The organism is Leptolyngbya sp. CALU 1928 (genome assembly GCF_056784215.1).
In genome coordinates this window covers 25,804-42,954 of the sequence record NZ_JBXBCE010000001.1, presented here as the reverse complement: position 1 = coordinate 42,954, position 17,151 = coordinate 25,804, and the positions used below count along the sequence as shown (strand labels likewise).

Annotated in this window: 16 protein-coding genes and 1 pseudogene; 7 read left to right on the top strand and 10 right to left on the bottom strand. The window is 48.9% G+C overall.

What is annotated here, in order from left to right; translation table 11 throughout:
* Positions 1 to 695: 695 nt before the first annotated feature.
* Entirely contained in the window at positions 696 to 1,277 is a 582-nt protein-coding gene (locus tag AC1S5B_RS00205) for a fasciclin domain-containing protein (protein WP_482033703.1), read from the bottom strand.
* A gap of 445 nt (positions 1,278 to 1,722) precedes the next feature.
* Between AC1S5B_RS00205 and AC1S5B_RS00200 the strand changes: the two genes are divergently transcribed.
* The 3 genes and pseudogenes from AC1S5B_RS00200 to AC1S5B_RS00190 all read left to right on the top strand — a co-directional run bounded on the left by AC1S5B_RS00200 (position 1,723) and on the right by AC1S5B_RS00190 (position 3,067).
* Positions 1,723 to 1,992 carry a hypothetical protein gene (locus tag AC1S5B_RS00200; RefSeq protein ID WP_482033702.1) on the top strand — a complete coding sequence of 90 codons (270 nt, stop codon included), beginning with the start codon at positions 1,723 to 1,725 and terminating at the stop codon, positions 1,990 to 1,992.
* Between the two features lie 301 nt (positions 1,993 to 2,293).
* Positions 2,294 to 2,945: pseudogene (locus AC1S5B_RS00195) on the top strand (IS1 family transposase).
* Positions 2,837 to 3,067, top strand: a complete 231-nt coding sequence (locus AC1S5B_RS00190; RefSeq protein ID WP_482036586.1) for an IS1 family transposase — start codon at positions 2,837 to 2,839, stop codon at positions 3,065 to 3,067. The pseudogene AC1S5B_RS00195 and the gene AC1S5B_RS00190 overlap by 109 nt, the downstream one beginning before the upstream one ends.
* A gap of 180 nt (positions 3,068 to 3,247) precedes the next feature.
* On the opposite strand, the gene groL (AC1S5B_RS00185) is transcribed toward AC1S5B_RS00190, so the two are convergent.
* Together groL (AC1S5B_RS00185) and groES are read right to left on the bottom strand one after the other, a co-directional pair.
* Positions 3,248 to 4,885, bottom strand: coding sequence for a chaperonin GroEL (gene groL, locus AC1S5B_RS00185; protein WP_482033701.1), 1,638 nt, complete (start codon positions 4,883 to 4,885; stop codon positions 3,248 to 3,250).
* Between the two features lie 141 nt (positions 4,886 to 5,026).
* Entirely contained in the window at positions 5,027 to 5,338 is a 312-nt protein-coding gene (groES, locus tag AC1S5B_RS00180) for a co-chaperone GroES (RefSeq protein WP_482033700.1), read from the bottom strand.
* A gap of 387 nt (positions 5,339 to 5,725) precedes the next feature.
* Here groES and AC1S5B_RS00175 point away from each other — a divergent pair, with 387 nt between their 5' ends.
* Together AC1S5B_RS00175 and AC1S5B_RS00170 are read left to right on the top strand one after the other, a co-directional pair.
* Positions 5,726 to 6,283: a helix-turn-helix domain-containing protein gene (locus AC1S5B_RS00175; protein ID WP_482033699.1), complete on the top strand. Its 558-nt coding sequence runs from the start codon at positions 5,726 to 5,728 to the stop codon at positions 6,281 to 6,283.
* Positions 6,284 to 6,312: 29 nt separating this feature from the next.
* Positions 6,313 to 7,059 carry a transposase gene (locus AC1S5B_RS00170; protein WP_482033698.1) on the top strand — a complete coding sequence of 249 codons (747 nt, stop codon included), beginning with the start codon at positions 6,313 to 6,315 and terminating at the stop codon, positions 7,057 to 7,059.
* Positions 7,060 to 7,249: 190 nt separating this feature from the next.
* Here the strand turns inward: AC1S5B_RS00170 and AC1S5B_RS00165 are convergent, their stop codons facing one another.
* From AC1S5B_RS00165 to AC1S5B_RS00145, 5 genes are all read right to left on the bottom strand, one after another.
* On the bottom strand, positions 7,250 to 8,440 hold the full coding sequence (locus AC1S5B_RS00165; RefSeq protein WP_482033697.1) for an LptF/LptG family permease: 1,191 nt from the start codon (positions 8,438 to 8,440) through the stop codon (positions 7,250 to 7,252).
* Between the two features lie 49 nt (positions 8,441 to 8,489).
* Positions 8,490 to 9,218 carry an LPS export ABC transporter ATP-binding protein gene (gene lptB, locus AC1S5B_RS00160; protein ID WP_482033696.1) on the bottom strand — a complete coding sequence of 243 codons (729 nt, stop codon included), beginning with the start codon at positions 9,216 to 9,218 and terminating at the stop codon, positions 8,490 to 8,492.
* A 69-nt stretch (positions 9,219 to 9,287) separates the two neighbouring features.
* Positions 9,288 to 9,830, bottom strand: coding sequence for an LptA/OstA family protein (locus AC1S5B_RS00155; RefSeq protein ID WP_482033695.1), 543 nt, complete (start codon positions 9,828 to 9,830; stop codon positions 9,288 to 9,290).
* A gap of 204 nt (positions 9,831 to 10,034) precedes the next feature.
* A complete protein-coding gene (locus AC1S5B_RS00150) occupies positions 10,035 to 10,457 on the bottom strand; it encodes a DUF309 domain-containing protein (RefSeq protein ID WP_482033694.1) in 423 nt (140 codons plus the stop codon).
* 26 nt (positions 10,458 to 10,483) lie between these two features.
* Positions 10,484 to 11,689: a DUF58 domain-containing protein gene (locus AC1S5B_RS00145; RefSeq protein ID WP_482033693.1), complete on the bottom strand. Its 1,206-nt coding sequence runs from the start codon at positions 11,687 to 11,689 to the stop codon at positions 10,484 to 10,486.
* A gap of 270 nt (positions 11,690 to 11,959) precedes the next feature.
* On the opposite strand from AC1S5B_RS00145, the gene AC1S5B_RS00140 reads away from it, so the two are divergent.
* A complete protein-coding gene (locus AC1S5B_RS00140; RefSeq protein WP_482033692.1) occupies positions 11,960 to 13,153 on the top strand; it encodes a type IV pilus twitching motility protein PilT in 1,194 nt (397 codons plus the stop codon).
* 150 nt (positions 13,154 to 13,303) lie between these two features.
* On the opposite strand, the gene groL (AC1S5B_RS00135) is transcribed toward AC1S5B_RS00140, so the two are convergent.
* The gene (gene groL / locus AC1S5B_RS00135; RefSeq protein ID WP_482033691.1) at positions 13,304 to 14,992 is read right to left on the bottom strand and encodes a chaperonin GroEL; all 1,689 of its coding nucleotides are present in this window, start codon (positions 14,990 to 14,992) and stop codon (positions 13,304 to 13,306) included.
* 146 nt (positions 14,993 to 15,138) lie between these two features.
* Here groL (AC1S5B_RS00135) and AC1S5B_RS00130 point away from each other — a divergent pair, with 146 nt between their 5' ends.
* Entirely contained in the window at positions 15,139 to 16,332 is a 1,194-nt protein-coding gene (locus tag AC1S5B_RS00130; protein ID WP_482033690.1) for an aminotransferase class V-fold PLP-dependent enzyme, read from the top strand.
* Between the two features lie 11 nt (positions 16,333 to 16,343).
* Here AC1S5B_RS00130 and AC1S5B_RS00125 read toward each other — a convergent pair whose 3' ends face one another.
* Positions 16,344 to 17,111: a TIGR03943 family putative permease subunit gene (locus tag AC1S5B_RS00125; RefSeq protein ID WP_482033689.1), complete on the bottom strand. Its 768-nt coding sequence runs from the start codon at positions 17,109 to 17,111 to the stop codon at positions 16,344 to 16,346.
* Positions 17,112 to 17,151 lie beyond the last annotated feature (40 nt).

Genomic DNA, 17,151 nt, shown 5'->3' with positions numbered 1-17,151 from the left:
ATGCGATGTGCAACTAATCGCCACCCTGCGGGAAGCAAGCGTTTCGGGTTGTGCCTCAACCTGATTGCGGCGATCGTCAACTTTGAACTGGCTCTCTCTACTTGATTCACGCAAGCGATGGGTTGTCGAACGGAATTGGGCATGGCTCTAAAATTGCCGAGGACTAACGCGAGACCATGAACGGGTGAGCGAGAATAATCAAGAGATGGTTGGACATTGCCATGATTCAGGTGACGCTGCACCGACTAGGGACTAATCGCAGACGGTGGAAACAAGAAACTACTTAACACTCATTTATAAACATCATTTGAAGGGAATTCGTTCGAGCAGCAAACGATCAGCGCGTGGGTATCGTGATCTTTCGGGTGTCATTGAGGATTTTTGACAACCTGACGACCACAATCACGGCAGGTGTTGCTGAATCTGGGGATGATTTGAAAATGTTGCCCCTTACTGTAGGGGCGCTTCGCAAAACGTCCCTACGAAATTCATCTCTTAAATCAGCAACGCCTCACGGCATTTGTAAGTTTGTTTACCCCGTCGAGTTGCGGCATTTTTCCACGATGCCGTCTGAACCACAATTGGGGCAGAGGAAATAAAGCTTCTTGGTGGAGGGCTAAGATGCACAGATGCAAAATGAATGCTTACACCATGATAGCGAATCCTGATTTCCTCTACCCTTTACAAAAAGAGTGCTACTGTATATCGGGAGGCAAAAGCACCTTGTCGATTACGTGAATCACACCGTTGCTAGCTTTGATGTCAGTTGTGATCACATTTGCATTGTTAACCATCACCTTGCCACCTTGAACGGTCACGGTTACGGGGCTACCTTCCACAGTTTTGACTGAGCCAGGTTTGACATCTTTTGCCTTGACCTTGCCCGGAATCACATGATAGGTCAATACTTTTTGTAGCGTAGCTTTGTTTTCAGGCTTCAGAAGATTTTCTAAAGTCGCCTTGGGTATTGCGTTGAAGGCTTCGTTAGTCGGCGCGAGTACCGTGAAAGGACCTTTGCCAGACAGAGTTTCTACTAACCCGGCTGCTTTCACTGCTGTAACCAACGTGGAAAAAGACTTATTGCCACTTGCTACGTCAACAATGGTGCTGGTTTTAGCCATGTTAGTTTTAGCAGGGGCAGCCATAGGCATCATCTCGCCTTTTTGCATTTGCATTCCTGCCAAGCTGGCTGATGGAGCGATCGCGTTGGAGAAGGCGGTAGCAGCTAAAGTAACGCCGCCGGCAATTACCAAAGTTTTTAAGCTTAAAACGTTCATCAGTTTTTCCTTTAAGACCTGTAGTCAGTTTGAAATTTGTGCCTAAACACTTTGACTAATGTGTAGACGGGAACTATGTAAAGAAAGTTCCCAATATCTTAAGTTTATTTGATATATTTTAATTTTTCTAAATTAATTTGTAGTTTTTAATTTGGAATAGTTAGGGCTTATTCTAAAAATCAAAACTTGCCTCGAATTATCATGAAATAGATCAGGCGATCGCGCCAAGGAGGTTAGAAATAGGACACAAATTTGCAGGACTAAGAGTTGCTGACATTTTAAAACTTAAACGAGCAAGTATTAAGCAAGCACCTTTGCCAGAGGGCACGCCGAGTTGGGAAGAGTTAATTGGGATGGTTTGGGAGGAGGTAGAGGTAGGTGCGGATGCCAATCAAACAGGATTAAAAGTAGTTCGTAAGTTACTGAGCGATAGGAGATTTGATCGATGAAGGCTAATGGATTCAGCAAGCTGGTTGAGTTTTTAACGAAGTTGGAGAAAGCGCAAATTGTCTACTCTCTAACGCATCAACGCGATGAGACAGTAATGGTCAATGTGGCGATTCCAGGTGAACGGTGGGAAATCGAGTTTTTTGAAGACGCAACGGTTGAAGTTGAACGGTTTTGCAGCAATGGCGACATTGATAGTGAAGCTGTTTTAGCAGACCTGTTCAACACCTATTTAGACTTAGAACCTAACCTGATGGCTGTAAAGTGAAGCGATCGCTCTCACAAAAGGGGCGATCGCTTCTAATAAAAATGGAATCAAACACCTCATCCATTACAAATAGCAGTAGCAAAGTCCATGCTCAAGATTTTCATTAATATGCTCTCTTCTACTGATTACAAATGGTAACTTTGAGTATGTCGGGATCAATGCGCCCTCTAAATCTTGGATTTTTAGTAATAAAACCAACAATTTTATTGTTCTCAATTAAAGCAGGTGGTTTTTGAGGGTAATGTTCTAGACCTGTGGGAATGCGAGAATACAGGCAGATATTTACCCCTGAACTCACAGTATGGTTTTGGAACCTGTTCTTTGTCCTGATTGTGGAAGCAATAACGTGGTTAAGCACGGTCGGTCTGAGGAGAGCAAACAACGCTACAAGTGTCGCAATTCGGAATGCGCTCGCAGCACCTTTATTCGAGACTATGCTTACCGAGGCTATTTGCCTGAAGTCAAACAGCAGATTGTGGATATGGCAGTCAACGGAAGTGGCATCCGAGATACCGCACGAGTGTTGAAGATTAGTCCGACCACAGTGATTGAAACCTTAAAAAAAAGATCGACATCTCAAATCAGTCAATCAGGCGCGGTTGGAACAACTTGAACCGACTCAAACGGTCGTTAAACTGTGCCAGTGGCAAGATTTGGAGGCTGAAGCCGACGAAATGTGGAGCTATGTGGGGTCAAAAAAACAGCAACGGTGGTTGTGGCACGCCATTGACCATGAAACAGGTGAAGTGTTGGCATATGTGTTGTCCACTCATCAAGATAGTGCCTTTCTTGAACTCAAAGCGATGTTAGAACCGTTTGGCATCATGCAGTTCTACACGGATGGCTGGGGCGCTTATGTTGGCGTAGCCTGCCGGAGGCATTACGCCATCTTGATCCGACGTTTCATACCGTTGGCAAACGGAATACTCAAACAATTGAGCGCAAGCATTTAACGTTACGAACTCGAATTAAGCGGTTAGCTCGCAAAACCATCTGCTTTTCAAAGTCAACTTGGTTGCATGATGTCGTCATTGGTTTATTCATCAACCGCTATGAGTTTGGCTTGAATGTTTAGATCCACAGGTCTAGAACATTACCCATTAGTTTTTCTACCAAGTGATTCCACAAGTGTAGAGTTCCCTGGTAAGCAAGATAATCAATAGAAAAAGCGATCGCTTCTGGCAAAGGAGCGATCGCTTTTTAGCTATTTGGTTTCAGGGGAAAGCAGTATTAAACTCCTAACTCCTCATCCCTTTTAGTAATCGAAGTCGCCGCCGCCCATGCCGCCGCCGCCAGCGGGAGCGCCATCTTTAGGCTCAGGCTTGTCAACCACGATACATTCGGTGGTCAAGACCATGCCAGCGATCGAAGCTGCGTTTTGCAAAGCAGAACGGGTTACTTTCGCAGGGTCAACGATGCCCGCTTCCAGCATGTCCACAAACTCATTGGTTGCTGCGTTAAAGCCCACGTTGAAAGATTTCTCTTTCACCCGTTCGGCAATCACCGCACCGTTTTGACCTGCGTTTTCAGCAATCCGCTTCAGAGGCGCTGCCAATGCACGGGAGACAATCAGCGCACCCGTCAGTTCTTCACCAACGAGAGTGTCGTTTGCCCAAGTTTCCAACTCAGGACCCAAGTGTGCTAGGGTTGTACCGCCACCGGGAACGATGCCTTCTTCCACAGCCGCTTTGGTTGCGTTGATAGCATCTTCCAACCGCAGTTTGCGATCTTTCATTTCGGTTTCAGTGGCGGCACCGACTTTGATCACCGCAACGCCACCGGCTAATTTAGCCAAGCGCTCTTGTAGCTTTTCTTTGTCGTAGGAAGAATCGGTTTCTTCCATTTGACGACGGATTTGCTCAACACGCGCTTTAACTGCGCCATCATTGCCTTCAGCCACAATGGTGGTGTTGTCTTTGGTGATGGTGATGCGGCGAGCTTTGCCTAGGCTATCCAGTTTGACAGCATCTAGCTTCAAGCCTGCATCTTCGGTGATTACTTGACCACCCGTTAGCACGGCGATGTCTTCCAACATTGATTTACGGCGATCGCCAAAACCAGGCGCTTTCACAGCAGCCACATTTAGCACACCGCGCAAACGGTTGACGACCAAAGTTGCCAGCGCTTCTTTCTCAATGTCTTCTGCAATGATCACCAAGGGACGACCAGAACGCGCCACTTGCTCAAGCACGGGCACCAAGTCTTGTACCAAAGCAATCTTCTTGTCGGTCAACAGGATGAAAGGCTCTTCCATCACTGCTTCCATCCGTTCCATGTCGGTAGCGAAGTAAGGAGAAATGTAGCCTTTGTCAAAGCGCATTCCTTCGGTGACTTCCAATTCGGTCGTCATGGATTTGCCTTCTTCCAAGGAAATCACGCCTTCCTTGCCCACTTTATCCATGGCGTTGGCAATCATGGCACCGACTTCTTCGTCGTTTCCAGCGGAGATGGCACCTACTTGGGCGATCGACTTAGAATCTTCCACGGGACGAGCGTGTTCAGCGATCTTGTCTACCAAGAAACCCGTTGCCTTATCGATCCCACGTTTGAGGGAAATTGCGTTTGCGCCTGCTGCCACGTTCCGCAGACCTTCTTTGACCATCGCATGAGCCAAAACGGTTGCAGTTGTGGTGCCGTCGCCGGCTGCGTCATTGGTTTTGGAAGCCGCTTGACGAATCAACGCCACGCCCGTGTTCTCAACGTTGTCTTCCAACTCAATTTCTTTGGCAATGGTCACGCCATCATTGACAATTTGGGGAGCGCCAAACTTCTTCTCTAGCACGACGTTGCGACCTTTGGGTCCTAACGTTACTGCCACTGCTTCAGCCAAAATATCCATGCCGCGCTCTAAGGCACGACGAGCATTTTCGTTGTAAATAATGCGCTTAGCCATAAGTCTTTGTTGCCTTTGTGAATAGTAGAAATGTTGTAAGCGGAGATAGAACGGAAAGTCTTTAGTGTTGAATTTTCAAGTTTGAGTTTTTGAACGACCTTCTGAATTCAAAACTCAAAACTGAGAACTCAAAACTATTCCTTAATCCACGATCGCCAAGATGTCCTTCTCAGACAGCAAAACGTACTCTTCACTACCTAGCTTGATGTCGGTGCCAGCATATTTTGAGTAAAGAACTTTGTCTCCGATTTTCACTTCGGGTTCTTGGCGAACGCCGTCGTCGCTACGCTTGCCAGGACCCACAGCCGCAATTTCGCCGACTTGGGGCTTTTCTTTTGCGGTATCTGGCAACAAAATGCCACCAGCGGTTTTTTCTTCAGAAGGGCTGACCTTCACAAACACGCGATCGCCTAAAGGTTTAACAGTAGAGACGCTCAACGATACAGATGCCATATGCAATGCTCCAAACTAGCGGGATGATCAAAGGAAATTTTTCAGATGTGGCTTGGCTGAATGAAATGCTTTATTCCTAAAGAGGCTCTAGCCAAGACAAGCCACAAGTAACAAAAGGCTTAGCCAAAAGAGTGTTGACTGACTACCGACCGTTATCTCTATTAATAGTCTAACGGGTTTAAGCCAAAAATTAGCACTCTCACCTCTTGAGTGCTAATTTAGCGAAACTGCTAGGATGAATGCAATCTTTGGAACTGTACGGGTTTCCGTATATCGCACACCAAAATTAAAGCCTGTGAGTCAAAACTTCCTAGTGGGTCATTTGCTACGGTTGCTGCCATTCTCTAAAGGCTCGAAAATGATGACATTCTAGCGTGAGGTGAGGCTATGACTCGTCATCAAAAACATCCCCTTCGGAGTCTCACTCCAGAAGAGCAGCAATATTTAGAAAAAGTGAGTCGGTCGCAAAGTGAAAGCGCCAGTCGAGTTACCCGCGCCAAACTATTACTGGCGGTAGCAGAGGGTTGCGATTACACGGATGCAGCTCGAAGAGTCGGACGACGCTCTGGAGATGCAGTTGCCCAATTAGTGGCACGGTTCAACCAAGAAGGGATTACAGCACTGAACTTCCGACATGGAGGAGGCCCTGAAGTTGTGTATGGGAGTGAACAACGCTCCAAAATCCTTCAGGCAGTGCAACGCAAACCGGAACGACTAACCGATGGAACGGCAACCTGGAGCTTGAGTACTCTACAGCGGAGCATTCGAGAGCAGGAACCAGAGTTATCGCGGGTGAGTACCTACACCTTACACAAGGTGTTGAAAGAGTCAGGATGGAGTTGGCAGAAGAACCGGAGTTGGTGTGAAACCGGGAAAGTGGTGCGAAAACGAAAATCGGGAGTGGTGACAGTGGTAGACCCGGATGGTGAAGCAAAAAAGCATTAATTGAGCAAGCCTATACCGTCGCAGAGGCAATGGGATTAGCCGTTTGGTGTGAAGATGAAGCAGGTCCGTTTACCACGGTTCCTTACCCAGGCGAGAGTTGGCAACCCCAGGAACATCCAGCAACTTATTCGCATGAGTATGTCAAAGATGGGACTGCCAAGCTGTTAACACTCTTTCATCCCAGGGACGGGAAAGTCCGAGTCAAAGGGGTACAAAGCTGTACCAATCAGGTATTACATCCTTGGTTGAAACAAGAATTAGCAGAGATTGTCCAATCTCTACCTGCCCCGATTGCTGCAACGAGTGCAACGGATACGCGTTTATTATGGCAACGATGGCGCGAAAATCTGAGCATCAAATTTACATTGCCCCAACCACTGCCGCCCTTAAGAATGCTGTTAATTTGCGACAATCTGGCAGGACATAAAACACCTGAGTTTGTCCTCTGGCTATGCGCTCATGGCATCTTACCCCTTTACACTCCTTTGGGCGGAAGTTGGCTCAATATGGCAGAATCCATCCAACGGATTTTGAAACGACGAGCCTTATCTGGGCAACATCCCCAAACCCCTCAGCAAATTATGGATTGGTTTGAAGCAGTTGCTCAAGCTTGGAATCAGCATCCAACTCCCTTTGAGTGGAGTGGCAAACGGTCTGCGCGACGACAGAGAGCACGAATCCGACGGCAGCATCAGTTGGGTGGTTCAGGTGCTTGTACGGCTTCCCCAATTTCTAGAAATCGTCCCTCTAAATATGGCAATACTCATGCCAAATGACCCACTAGTGGGCGATCGCGGACAAAGTGAACGATACGGCAGCATGGGTAACCCCTGCTGAGTTGATCGTTGCGATCTCTAACGCGTTTCTAATCAGCTATAAGGCAAGCTACAACCCTTGATCAAGAGCCTATAGCTTGAGGTGGTGGTCATAACGCTCTGCGATTCTGCAAATCAAATTTCTTAAAGATTATCGGTTGAGTTTAACGACCAAAATCACCCCTGTGGTCAATGCCACGAGGGTGGGTAGCCAGCCGCCAATAAAGGCATTCACAATGCCAGCCTGATAGAGAATTTGCCCTGCAACCATCAGCGCATAGTAAGAAACCACAATAATCAGCGTTAGACCAAAGCCAGCAGCACGACCAGAACGCTGAGGGCGAATACCCAACGTTGCAGCGACTAATCCAAACGCTAGACAGGCAAAAGGCATAGAAGATTTTTGCTCTGCCCGGAGACGCATTTTGCGGATTTCTTTTTGGTTGCCCGTTTGCCCAATCAATTCGACATACTGACGGATCTCGGAAATAGTCATTTCTTCGGAATCGCGAGCAGTGTTCGCAATATCCAGCGGAGTGCGGGGAAGCTGAATCTGTTGGCGATCGAACCGGACAATGTTGCGATAGGAGCCATTGGGCGCAACGACGTAAATTGTGCCGTTGAAGAAATCCCAGGTTTTCTCCTCGGCATTCCACATAGCGGAGTCGGATGCCACGATCTGGTTTAAGCCCGTTTGGGAAAAATCCAAAATGGTCAACCCCTTCATTTGCTGTCCATCAAATTCTCTGGCATAAAACAGGCGCGAAAGCAGTTCGTCTTTTTCACCGCTAGGAAGTCGAATTGTTTTAGACTCACGATAAAGAATGTTTCGTTCTTTAAAAGATGGCTTGTTTTTGTTGAGCGCCTGATCCAGTATTTGGGTGGCTCTAAGGTTGGCAGCAGGCACCACGGCTTCATTAAAGGCGAACGTCACGCCGCTCATAATCAGCCCAATGACTACAGCCGGAGCCACTAATCGATAAATGCTGACTCCACAACTGCGGAGGGCGATCAATTCACTGTCGCTGGAGAGCCGCCCATAGACTAATAGGCACGACAAAACCATGGACATGGGAAAGGCAAGCCCGACGAAGTAAGGCAATCGCAGCAAAAAGAATTGCATGGCAATGCTCATGGGCAAGCCAGAGTCGCTGACGCGCCGCAGCAGGTCTAGCAGGACACCGGTTGAAATGCCAATGGAGGTGAAGGCAACGACCCCAAAGACAAAGGGCACAATTAATTCGGTGGTGATGTACCGATCCATCAACGAAAGCCCCGGAATTGAAAAGCTGGAAAGTCGAAAGGGGGGCTTTTTGGAAGTGGAAATGTCGGTAGTAGTCATGAGCCTTGTGCTGAAAAGTATACGGAATTGGCAGGAGAAAGTTTAACGCTCAGGGCTGGAAGCGATCGCCCAGGTAATATTGGCGAACTGCTGGGTTATCGTAAAGTTCCTCAGAACTACCAGAGGCAAAAATTTGCCCGTCTCGCATGATGTACGACCGATCAGTAATCGCCAGTGTTTCCCGGACGTTGTGATCGGTGATGAGAATGCCAAGCTGGCGATCGCGGAGCTTAGAGACAATTTGTTGAATTTCGTTAACGGCGATCGGATCGACTCCGGCAAACGGTTCATCCAGCAGCAAAAATTTGGGACCCTCCCGTCCGGTGGCTAATGCTCTAGCAATCTCAGTCCGGCGACGCTCACCCCCAGAAACCCGCAGCCCCAAAGTATTAACCACTTTCTCAAGCCGAAATTCTTTCAGGAGTTGATGCAGCCGACCCTCCCATTCCGATCTCGGTACACGGGTTTGCTCCATCACCAAAAGAAGATTTTCTCTCACGGTCAAATGTCGAAAAATGCTGGCTTCTTGAGCGAGATAGCCAATTCCCATGCGTGCCCGTCGATGAAAGGAAACGCTAGTAATTTCAGTGTCGTTCAGCCAAACGTGTCCTTGATCCGGTTTTTCTAGCCCTGTGGCAATGTAAAACGTAGTCGTTTTGCCCGCCCCATTCGGACCTAACAGCCCCACAATTTCACCTTGAGCTACTGAAAGACTCACCCGGCTAACAACAGTGCGCTGCCCATAAGATTTATGAATATTCTCAAGAACAATTTTCAACCGCCCACTCCTGGCTACAGTCACCACAATTCGCAGTACTCATCTTATCAGAGGCTATGAGGGCACCTATCAACGGGTTGGGGCTGGAGTCGTTCCACTGGGAGTGGTTGAAGGAGCGAATTCAGATTGACCAAAGGGATCAGCCGTTGGCACGGGGGTTGGTGTGGCAACGGGAGCCGGAGATTGGGCAGGGCTGTCTTGCACCAGATAAATGGCTTCGACTTGTCTGGGAGATTGAGGCAGGGCAACAAAGCGCCCTTCATCGATTAGGTAAGTAATGGTTTCACCGCGCAGGCTATTCCCTTTTTGCAACACATAAACGTCACCCGTGAGAATGATGCGGCGTTCACGACTGTAGTATTGAGCTTGGGCAGCAGTTGCCTGAATTTGCCGCGATGGGTAGTAAATTTGGACGTTGCCACGGGCGGTAATCACTCCCGTTTTGGAGTTCGCTTCTTGAATATCCGATCGCAATGTCAGCGGTCGTGATGGTTCCGCCGTTTGAGCGTTTACTGTTTGAGTGCCAACGGGCGTAAACCCAATCAGACCCTCAAGCAGCAGTGTTGCGGTGATGGTGATGGGCGCGATCGCAAAAAGCGCAAGTTTACGCAAGGGAACCCTGAGAAGTGAAGAATAACGCATGGTGCAAAAAGGACTATCCAAAAACGGTGAACTCACTACAACCCTGTCATAACACAGGGACTTTTGAATGTCTCGAAAAGTTTCTGCAAACTTTCACTCTAACCATACTTTAGAACATTCCCTTCAATGTGATTCTCCGGGTCGATTGATTAAAGCAATCCAGGATTAGAGGGGTTATCTTTCTAGGATCATTTTTTGCAGGGTGGGCAATGTCCAAGGTGAGGTTGCAGCCATGGAATCAGAGCCATAGTTAAGCTGCTGGAGAGCGATCGCCACTTGTTCGGCTCCTAGCTGCTGTAGCCACTTATGCAAGTGAGAAGTATGCCCGACGAAACTTTCCACATCTATCTCAGCATAAACGGGCAGATAGGAATACAGGCGATTAAGACCTTCCCCCATTAAAATGACGGCTCCCCGCCAGTTCTCATTGCTCAAATGGTAAAGCCCGACTGCAACCTGCAAAATTCCCTGATAAAAGCCCTTGTCTGCTTGATCCGCTTCCATCCACAGCGCTTCCAATGTGTCATGACAAGCGTAGTATTGCTGCTGGTTAAACTGGTTTACGCCAGTCCAAAATTCATCAGGAATCTCTTCCATTTTTTCTTCTGATTCGGGTGGCGGGTTTATCGGGTGGCAGGTAATTGCAGTTGCATTTGGAGCGCTTGATCCGGTTTGACCAGAATGCCAGGATTGCGTTGTAAAGCAAGATTTTGAGATGCTGGATTGAAAGGGGCGATCGCCTGCCACAAAAGCCAGCGGCTACCGGAGGGTAAAGCGCTAAGACTATCGGGGTTTTGGGTCAGCCAGAGGAAAGGACTGGTCGGTCGGCTACTTGCCTGAATGGATTCACCCGATCGCGTGTCTGCCAAGGTTTCTAAGACTACTTGATTCCCTTGAACTAGCCCCGTGCGTGCCGTCCATAGTTTTACCTGTAGACTTTGACGACAGGCGTAAAAGTATAAGGAAGCTGCCGCAATTACAGCCTGTTCAAAGTCATCCTGAACAGAGTCAGAAAGCCAAACAGCCGCACTATCTAGGCAAATCACAAGCTCCTGTCCACCTGTGAAAGTCTCCAGTTCTCGAACGCGCAGTTCACCATAGCGGGCACTGGTGCGCCAGTGTACCATGCGAATCGGATCGCCCCAGCGGTAAGGGCGCAGAGAACGAGTCACTCCCTCGGAGGCAGTTTGGGCACGGCGATCGCTGTTCAACAGCAAGCTTTGATCCTGTCCCATTTCATCAATTAATGGGCAGTGAGTTAAAGGCAACACGGTTGGATAGACGATCGCGATCGCCTTAACAGTGCGAGGACGACGACACCAAAACAAACCCAGGGGGGCGGCGGTGCGGAGATGAACGGTTTCCCAGCGATAAATGCCGCGTTGCTCCACCAATTGGGAGTAGATCCAGTGATGGGCGCGATTAGGCGCAATTTCTTCGATCGATTGAATGATGGGCTTACCCAGCGCAGCAGGCAGCAGATCTTCTACTTGCAACAGCGTCTTGAGTTGGCGGCTCTGGTTTTCTACAATCAATTCCACGGTGATCTGATCTCCCGCGCTGACCGGATGGATCGGCGCTCGATGCACATTCACTTGCCTTAGAGTGCGTTCGGGCAAAATGGCAGCGATCGCCAACAGTGCCAACCCCACACCGCTCATGACATAGAGCCAACCGGATAGGGTGTTGGTTGCCGCCACAAAGAAAAAGATAGATAGCCCAGCCAACAGCCCACCGCCATAGGCAGGCGTGACCCAATGGGTTTCTAGCCATTCTAAAATTTTCTTGGGCGATCGCATAGCTGACCAGATAGTGATACTATCTCTCACAACCTACACCATATCAGCGACTTCGGAGCATTGCCGAGCAGCCCATTGCCTAGGCTTAAAGATTTTTCTACCGATATACCCTCAACAGTCGAGCCACTATTGAGATAATCGATACAATGGAGACTATCAAAATTTAGAATATTCGTAGTTTTGCGAATATTTTGAGTGTTTCAAACTATTTTGGCTGGTTTACCACAGGTTCGCCTGCACTAAAATTGTGGCTTCAGCTTCAGCCCCTTGCCCGACGAGTGACATATCAGGGAGATCCCCATGACCAGTTCCATGACCCCTCGATCGAACGAGAGTTCATCTCCCGTACCGCCTCCACCGCCTGCTTCTGCCACTATTAAAGCGACCCATTCGATTGAGCAGATGGTGCGCGATGCCCATGCCCGTCAGGCATCAGATATTCATATTCGGGTGGGAGAACCACCGCGATTTCGGATTCAGGGGCAGATGGTGCTGCTGCGGGATCAGGTAAAGGTCACGCCCCAACTATTTGAGCAGTATTTATCTGAAATATTGAATCCCCATCAGCGCGAACTTTTTGCCCAAACCAAAGAGTTAGATACGGCAATTTTCTATCCAGGATTGGTGCGCTGCCGGATAAACTGCTTTGATTCGCTAACCGGAGGCGGGATCGTCTTACGGTTAATCTCTTTAGATGTGCCTTCAATTGATGGGTTAGGCTTGCCAGAAGTTCTCAAGTATCTATCGACCAAACCTCAAGGGTTAATTTTGGTGACAGGACCGACGGGTTCAGGCAAATCGACGACGCTGGCTGCCATGCTGCGCTATATGAATGAAACGACGAGCCGCCACATCGTCACGATCGAAGACCCGATTGAGTATGTTCATGCGTCTCAAAAGTGTTTGATCAGCCAACGAGAAGTAGGGTTACACACGCTGGAATTTCAACATGGCTTGCGAGCGGTGCTGCGGGAAGACCCGGATGTGATTTTGATTGGGGAAATGCGCGATCGCGTTACGGTGGATACTGCCCTGAAAGCGGCTCAAACAGGTCACTTAGTCCTAGGAACGCTGCATACTCGCAGCGCGATTAATACCCTGAATCGGCTGTTAAATATCTATAATCCCGATGAGCAAACCACGATGCGGATTCAAATCACCGAATCACTGGTTTCGATCATTGCCCAAATGTTGATTCCCACCACGGATGGACGGCGAACGGCTGCCCACGAGATTTTGGTGAATACTGCTGCCATGCAAGACTTCCTGGTGAAGGGTAATGAATCTGAAGCGTTCCAGTTAATGGAAACGGGCGCAAATGATGGGATGCAGATTATGAACCAAGTATTGTGCGACTTGGTTTTGTTGGGCAAAATTAGTCCTGATGAAGCGGTGAAAGCCTCTCCTGATCCGGGTGATTTGCGTCGCCGCGTCCGAAATGAAGGATTTGATCCGTCACGATCTTCTAATCGAGATTTTAACTACGCTCAGTAAGTCCATAAGCCTAGTTCAGACACTTACATGAAATTAAAGTGCTAGTACGCCGGGTTTCGACTACGGTCAACCCTCCAACCACAATAAAAAACCCCAGCCATGGCTGGGGTTTTTTGATATGAACGATGCAAATTAAGGACGGTGCAGATATTACATCATGCCCATGCCGCCCATGCCACCCATGCCGCCCATGCCGCCCATGCCACCCATACCGCCCATGCCACCCATGCCGCCATCGGGAGCGCCGCCGCCTGCGGATTTCTTCTCTGGTTTTTCGACAATCAGGGCTTCAGTCGTGATCACCATACCCGCGATCGATCCTGCATCTTGTAACGCCGATCGCACCACTTTTGCCGGATCAACAATTCCCGCTGCGATCATATCTTCAAAGGTATTGGTCAGGGCGTTGTAACCCATGGGAAAGGTCATCTCACGAACCTTCTCCACAATCACCGAGCCTTCCACTCCAGAGTTATCGGCAATTTGACGTAAAGGCGCTTCTAACGCTTTGCTGACAATATCTGCACCGATTTGCTCTTCTGGGGTCAGGCTGCTCTTAATATCATTGATTTTAGAAGCCAGGTGAATCAAGGTCACGCCACCACCCGGAACAATTCCTTCTTCTACGGCTGCTTTGGTGGCGCTGAGGGCATCTTCAATTCGGAGTTTGCGATCCTTGAGTTCGGTTTCGGTTGCAGCACCGACTTTAATCACGGCTACGCCACCGGACAGCTTGGCAATCCGCTCTTGGGTCTTTTCTTTGTCGTAGTCGGAGTCAGTCCGCTCCAGTTCTTGACGCAGTTGAGCCACACGCTTATCAATATCAGAGGAGTTTGCCACATCCGACACGATAGTGGTGGTGTCTTTGGTAATTGTGATTTTACGGGCTGTACCCAACATTTCCAGGGTGGCGGTGTCGAGGTTTAAGCCAATTTCTTCGGAAATTAACTGACCGCCAGTGAGTACGGCAATATCTTGCAGCATGGCTTTACGCCGATCGCCAAATCCAGGGGCTTTAATCGCCGCGATCGACAGCACGCCACGCAGTCGGTTGACTACTAAGGTAGCCAATGCTTCACCCTCGATATCTTCAGCAATCACCAGTAAAGGCTGACCCGCGCGCGCCACTTTTTCTAAGACGGGCACCAATTCTTGGACAGAGCTAATTTTTTTATCCACCAGCAGAATCAGCATGTTCTCATATTCAGCGATCATGCGTTCTGAATCGGTGACGAAATAGGGAGAAAGGTAGCCGCGATCGATCTGCATGCCTTCCACAATTTCCATCTCGGTCGCCAGAGATTTCGATTCTTCGACCGTGATTACGCCATCTCTGCCGACTTTTTCCATGGCAGCGGCAATCATCGCGCCCACTTCTTCGTCATTCCCCGAAGATACGGTGGCAACTTGGGCGATTTCTTTGCCTTCAACAGGCTTGGCGATCGCTTTAATTTCTTCCAACAGTTTGGCAACAGCCTTTTCAATCCCACGTCGCAGCGCTACTGGATTAGTGCCAGCGGCAACGTTTTTCAAGCCTTCATGGATCATTGCTTGGGCAAGTACAGTAGCCGTCGTGGTGCCATCGCCTGCCAAATCTTTTGTTTTAGAAGCCACTTCTTGAAGCAACCGCGCGCCCGTATTTTCGAGTGGGTCTTCTAATTCGATTTCTTTGGCGATTGTGATGCCATCATTCACAATCTGAGGTGCGCCATATTTTTTCTCTAGCAGCACATTACGCCCTTTGGGTCCCAAGGTGACGCGCACTGCATCTGCCAGAGCATTCACTCCACGCTCTAGCGCTTGCCGAGATTCTTCATTAAAAACAATGATTTTTACCATAGTCACCTTCACAGTTCTTTAAGTTGAATTTAGCACTCTAAGCTGGAGAGTGCTAAAAAATCTTAGGATTTCTCCCGACTCTTCCATTTTCCTTCCCTGCCTGCCTGTACCATAAATAAGCAGTAGCTCTTCCCTAGCAGCACCTTATGACGGGCATTTCCAATTCTTCAGTGTCGATAGAAGCCCTAAGACAAGGACTTCCAGCCCTACATAGTAAATCCTATTTTAATTACGGTGGGCAGGGGGCAATGCCGCAAATTGCGCTGGAGTCCATTGTTCGGTCTTATCAAAAAATTCAAACAGTGGGACCTTTTTCCAATAGTGCCAATGCTTGGGTTACCCATGAAGGAGAGTCAACCCGACGGGCGATCGCCCAAGAACTAGGGGCGACTCCAGCAACCATCACCCTCACCGAAAATGTGTCTGCGGGATGCAATATCGCCCTGTGGGGCATCGATTGGCGATTAGGGGATCATCTGCTGTTATCCGATTGTGAACATCCCGGCATTATTGCTGCCGCTCAAGAAATTGCCCGTCGCTTTGGGGTTGAGGTGACGACTTGCCCATTGCAGGGGACTTTGAACCACGGTGATCCCGTTGCTGTGATTGCCAGTCATTTACGACCCAGCACGCGGCTTGTGGTGCTAAGCCACATTCTTTGGAATACCGGGCAAGTGCTGCCCTTAGCGGAAATTGTTGCCGCTTGCCACAGCTACTCTATCGATCGCCCGGTGCGTGTATTGGTAGACGCAGCGCAATCGGTCGGCGTGTTGCCCTTAAACTTGCCCGATACCCAAGTGGATTTTTATGCGTTTACGGGACACAAGTGGTGGTGTGGACCGGAAGGGTTGGGCGGGTTATATATCAGCCCCGAAGCGATGAACACTCTGCATCCCACGTTTATTGGGTGGCGCAGTATTACCAATGATGCCGCTGGAATGCCTGCTGGCTGGAAACCCGATGGGCGGCGATATGAAGTGGCAACCTCGGCATACCCACTGTATGCAGGATTACGGGAAGCGATCGCTATGCATCATCAGTTTGGCACTGCCCGCGATCGCTATCAACGCATTCGGACTTTAAGCCAATTGCTCTGGCAAAAACTAACCGAAACACCCGGCGTGGTTTGCCTGCAAAATAGTCCTCCACAAGCCGGATTAGTCCCTTTTCAACTACCAGGTAAATCTCATACCCAGCTTGTTCGATTTCTGGAATCCCGCGCCATTGTGTTGCGGAACATTCTTACTCCTAACTGCGTGCGTGTTTGTGTCCATTACTTCACTTTGGAATCAGAGATTGATCGCTTAGTTGAAGCCATCCAACAATTTGAAATCGAGTAGAGTGATGTTGCTCAAAAGTCATAAGGATTTTTGGGTTCGCTGATCGGCTTAACCGATTTAGCCACCAAGGCAAGCTGCCGTTTGCCCGCCAAGGTTTCTGTGGTCATTTCTCCTTCAATTTCGAGCCAGCTATCCGGCTTATAAGCATCCCGTGTTTTGGGCAACTTCACAGGCAAACCAACGGGGTATACATCCGCAGCACAGCAGGTAATGATAAAGCGAGAAATTAGCAGATATTGATTGGGTAGGTTGGGTGGATGAATCACAAATCCTTGAACTTTTGCTTTTTGTCCTGTGTAGGCATCGGGTTCAGGATACACCGTCAGTGTTCTAATCCAATCAATAATAGATTTGTCCTGAGTGTTTGAAGAAGCACGAAACGCTTGGGGTTTCACTCGCGTCAGGGTGACTGGAGCATCGATCGCGCCTCGCTGAATTGCCGTTTGGCTGGCAAATGCCCGTGGCTGAATCAACAATCCCAACAGTGCTACTCCCAAGATCAATGTTGTACTCCATCCCTTAGGCAACAAAGTCATGTGCTGCTCGGCAGCCGTTAAAGGGGCGCGACGAGATCGCTGTTTGAGCAGTGCGATCGCGCGCCAGCCTGCCAAAGAGAAAAAAGCGATCGCCGTTGCCACCGTCAATCCCATGTAGTTGGGGTGAATTAGCAGATAAAGCTTACCCGTCAGCCAATATTTTGTGAGTAGCAATCCCCATGCTGCGATCGCCAGCACTTCGAGCCAAGGAGTAAAAGAACGAAAACGAGACCGAAAAGCCATAAGAGGAATTACGAAGGACGAGGGACGAATTGCGAAAGAT

Excerpts from the sequence above, each read along its gene's own strand:
- AC1S5B_RS00205 (WP_482033703.1), bottom strand. The coding sequence starts at position 1,277 with ATGAACGTTTTAAGCTTAAAAACTTTGGTAATTGCCGGCGGCGTTACT.
- AC1S5B_RS00200 (WP_482033702.1), top strand. The coding sequence starts at position 1,723 with ATGAAGGCTAATGGATTCAGCAAGCTGGTTGAGTTTTTAACGAAGTTG.
- groL (WP_482033701.1), bottom strand. The coding sequence starts at position 4,885 with ATGGCTAAGCGCATTATTTACAACGAAAATGCTCGTCGTGCCTTAGAG.
- groES (WP_482033700.1), bottom strand. The coding sequence starts at position 5,338 with ATGGCATCTGTATCGTTGAGCGTCTCTACTGTTAAACCTTTAGGCGAT.
- AC1S5B_RS00175 (WP_482033699.1), top strand. The coding sequence starts at position 5,726 with ATGACTCGTCATCAAAAACATCCCCTTCGGAGTCTCACTCCAGAAGAG.
- AC1S5B_RS00170 (WP_482033698.1), top strand. The coding sequence starts at position 6,313 with ATGGGATTAGCCGTTTGGTGTGAAGATGAAGCAGGTCCGTTTACCACG.
- AC1S5B_RS00165 (WP_482033697.1), bottom strand. The coding sequence starts at position 8,440 with ATGACTACTACCGACATTTCCACTTCCAAAAAGCCCCCCTTTCGACTT.
- AC1S5B_RS00150 (WP_482033694.1), bottom strand. The coding sequence starts at position 10,457 with ATGGAAGAGATTCCTGATGAATTTTGGACTGGCGTAAACCAGTTTAAC.
- AC1S5B_RS00140 (WP_482033692.1), top strand. The coding sequence starts at position 11,960 with ATGACCAGTTCCATGACCCCTCGATCGAACGAGAGTTCATCTCCCGTA.
- groL (WP_482033691.1), bottom strand. The coding sequence starts at position 14,992 with ATGGTAAAAATCATTGTTTTTAATGAAGAATCTCGGCAAGCGCTAGAG.
- AC1S5B_RS00130 (WP_482033690.1), top strand. The coding sequence starts at position 15,139 with ATGACGGGCATTTCCAATTCTTCAGTGTCGATAGAAGCCCTAAGACAA.
- AC1S5B_RS00125 (WP_482033689.1), bottom strand. The coding sequence starts at position 17,111 with ATGGCTTTTCGGTCTCGTTTTCGTTCTTTTACTCCTTGGCTCGAAGTG.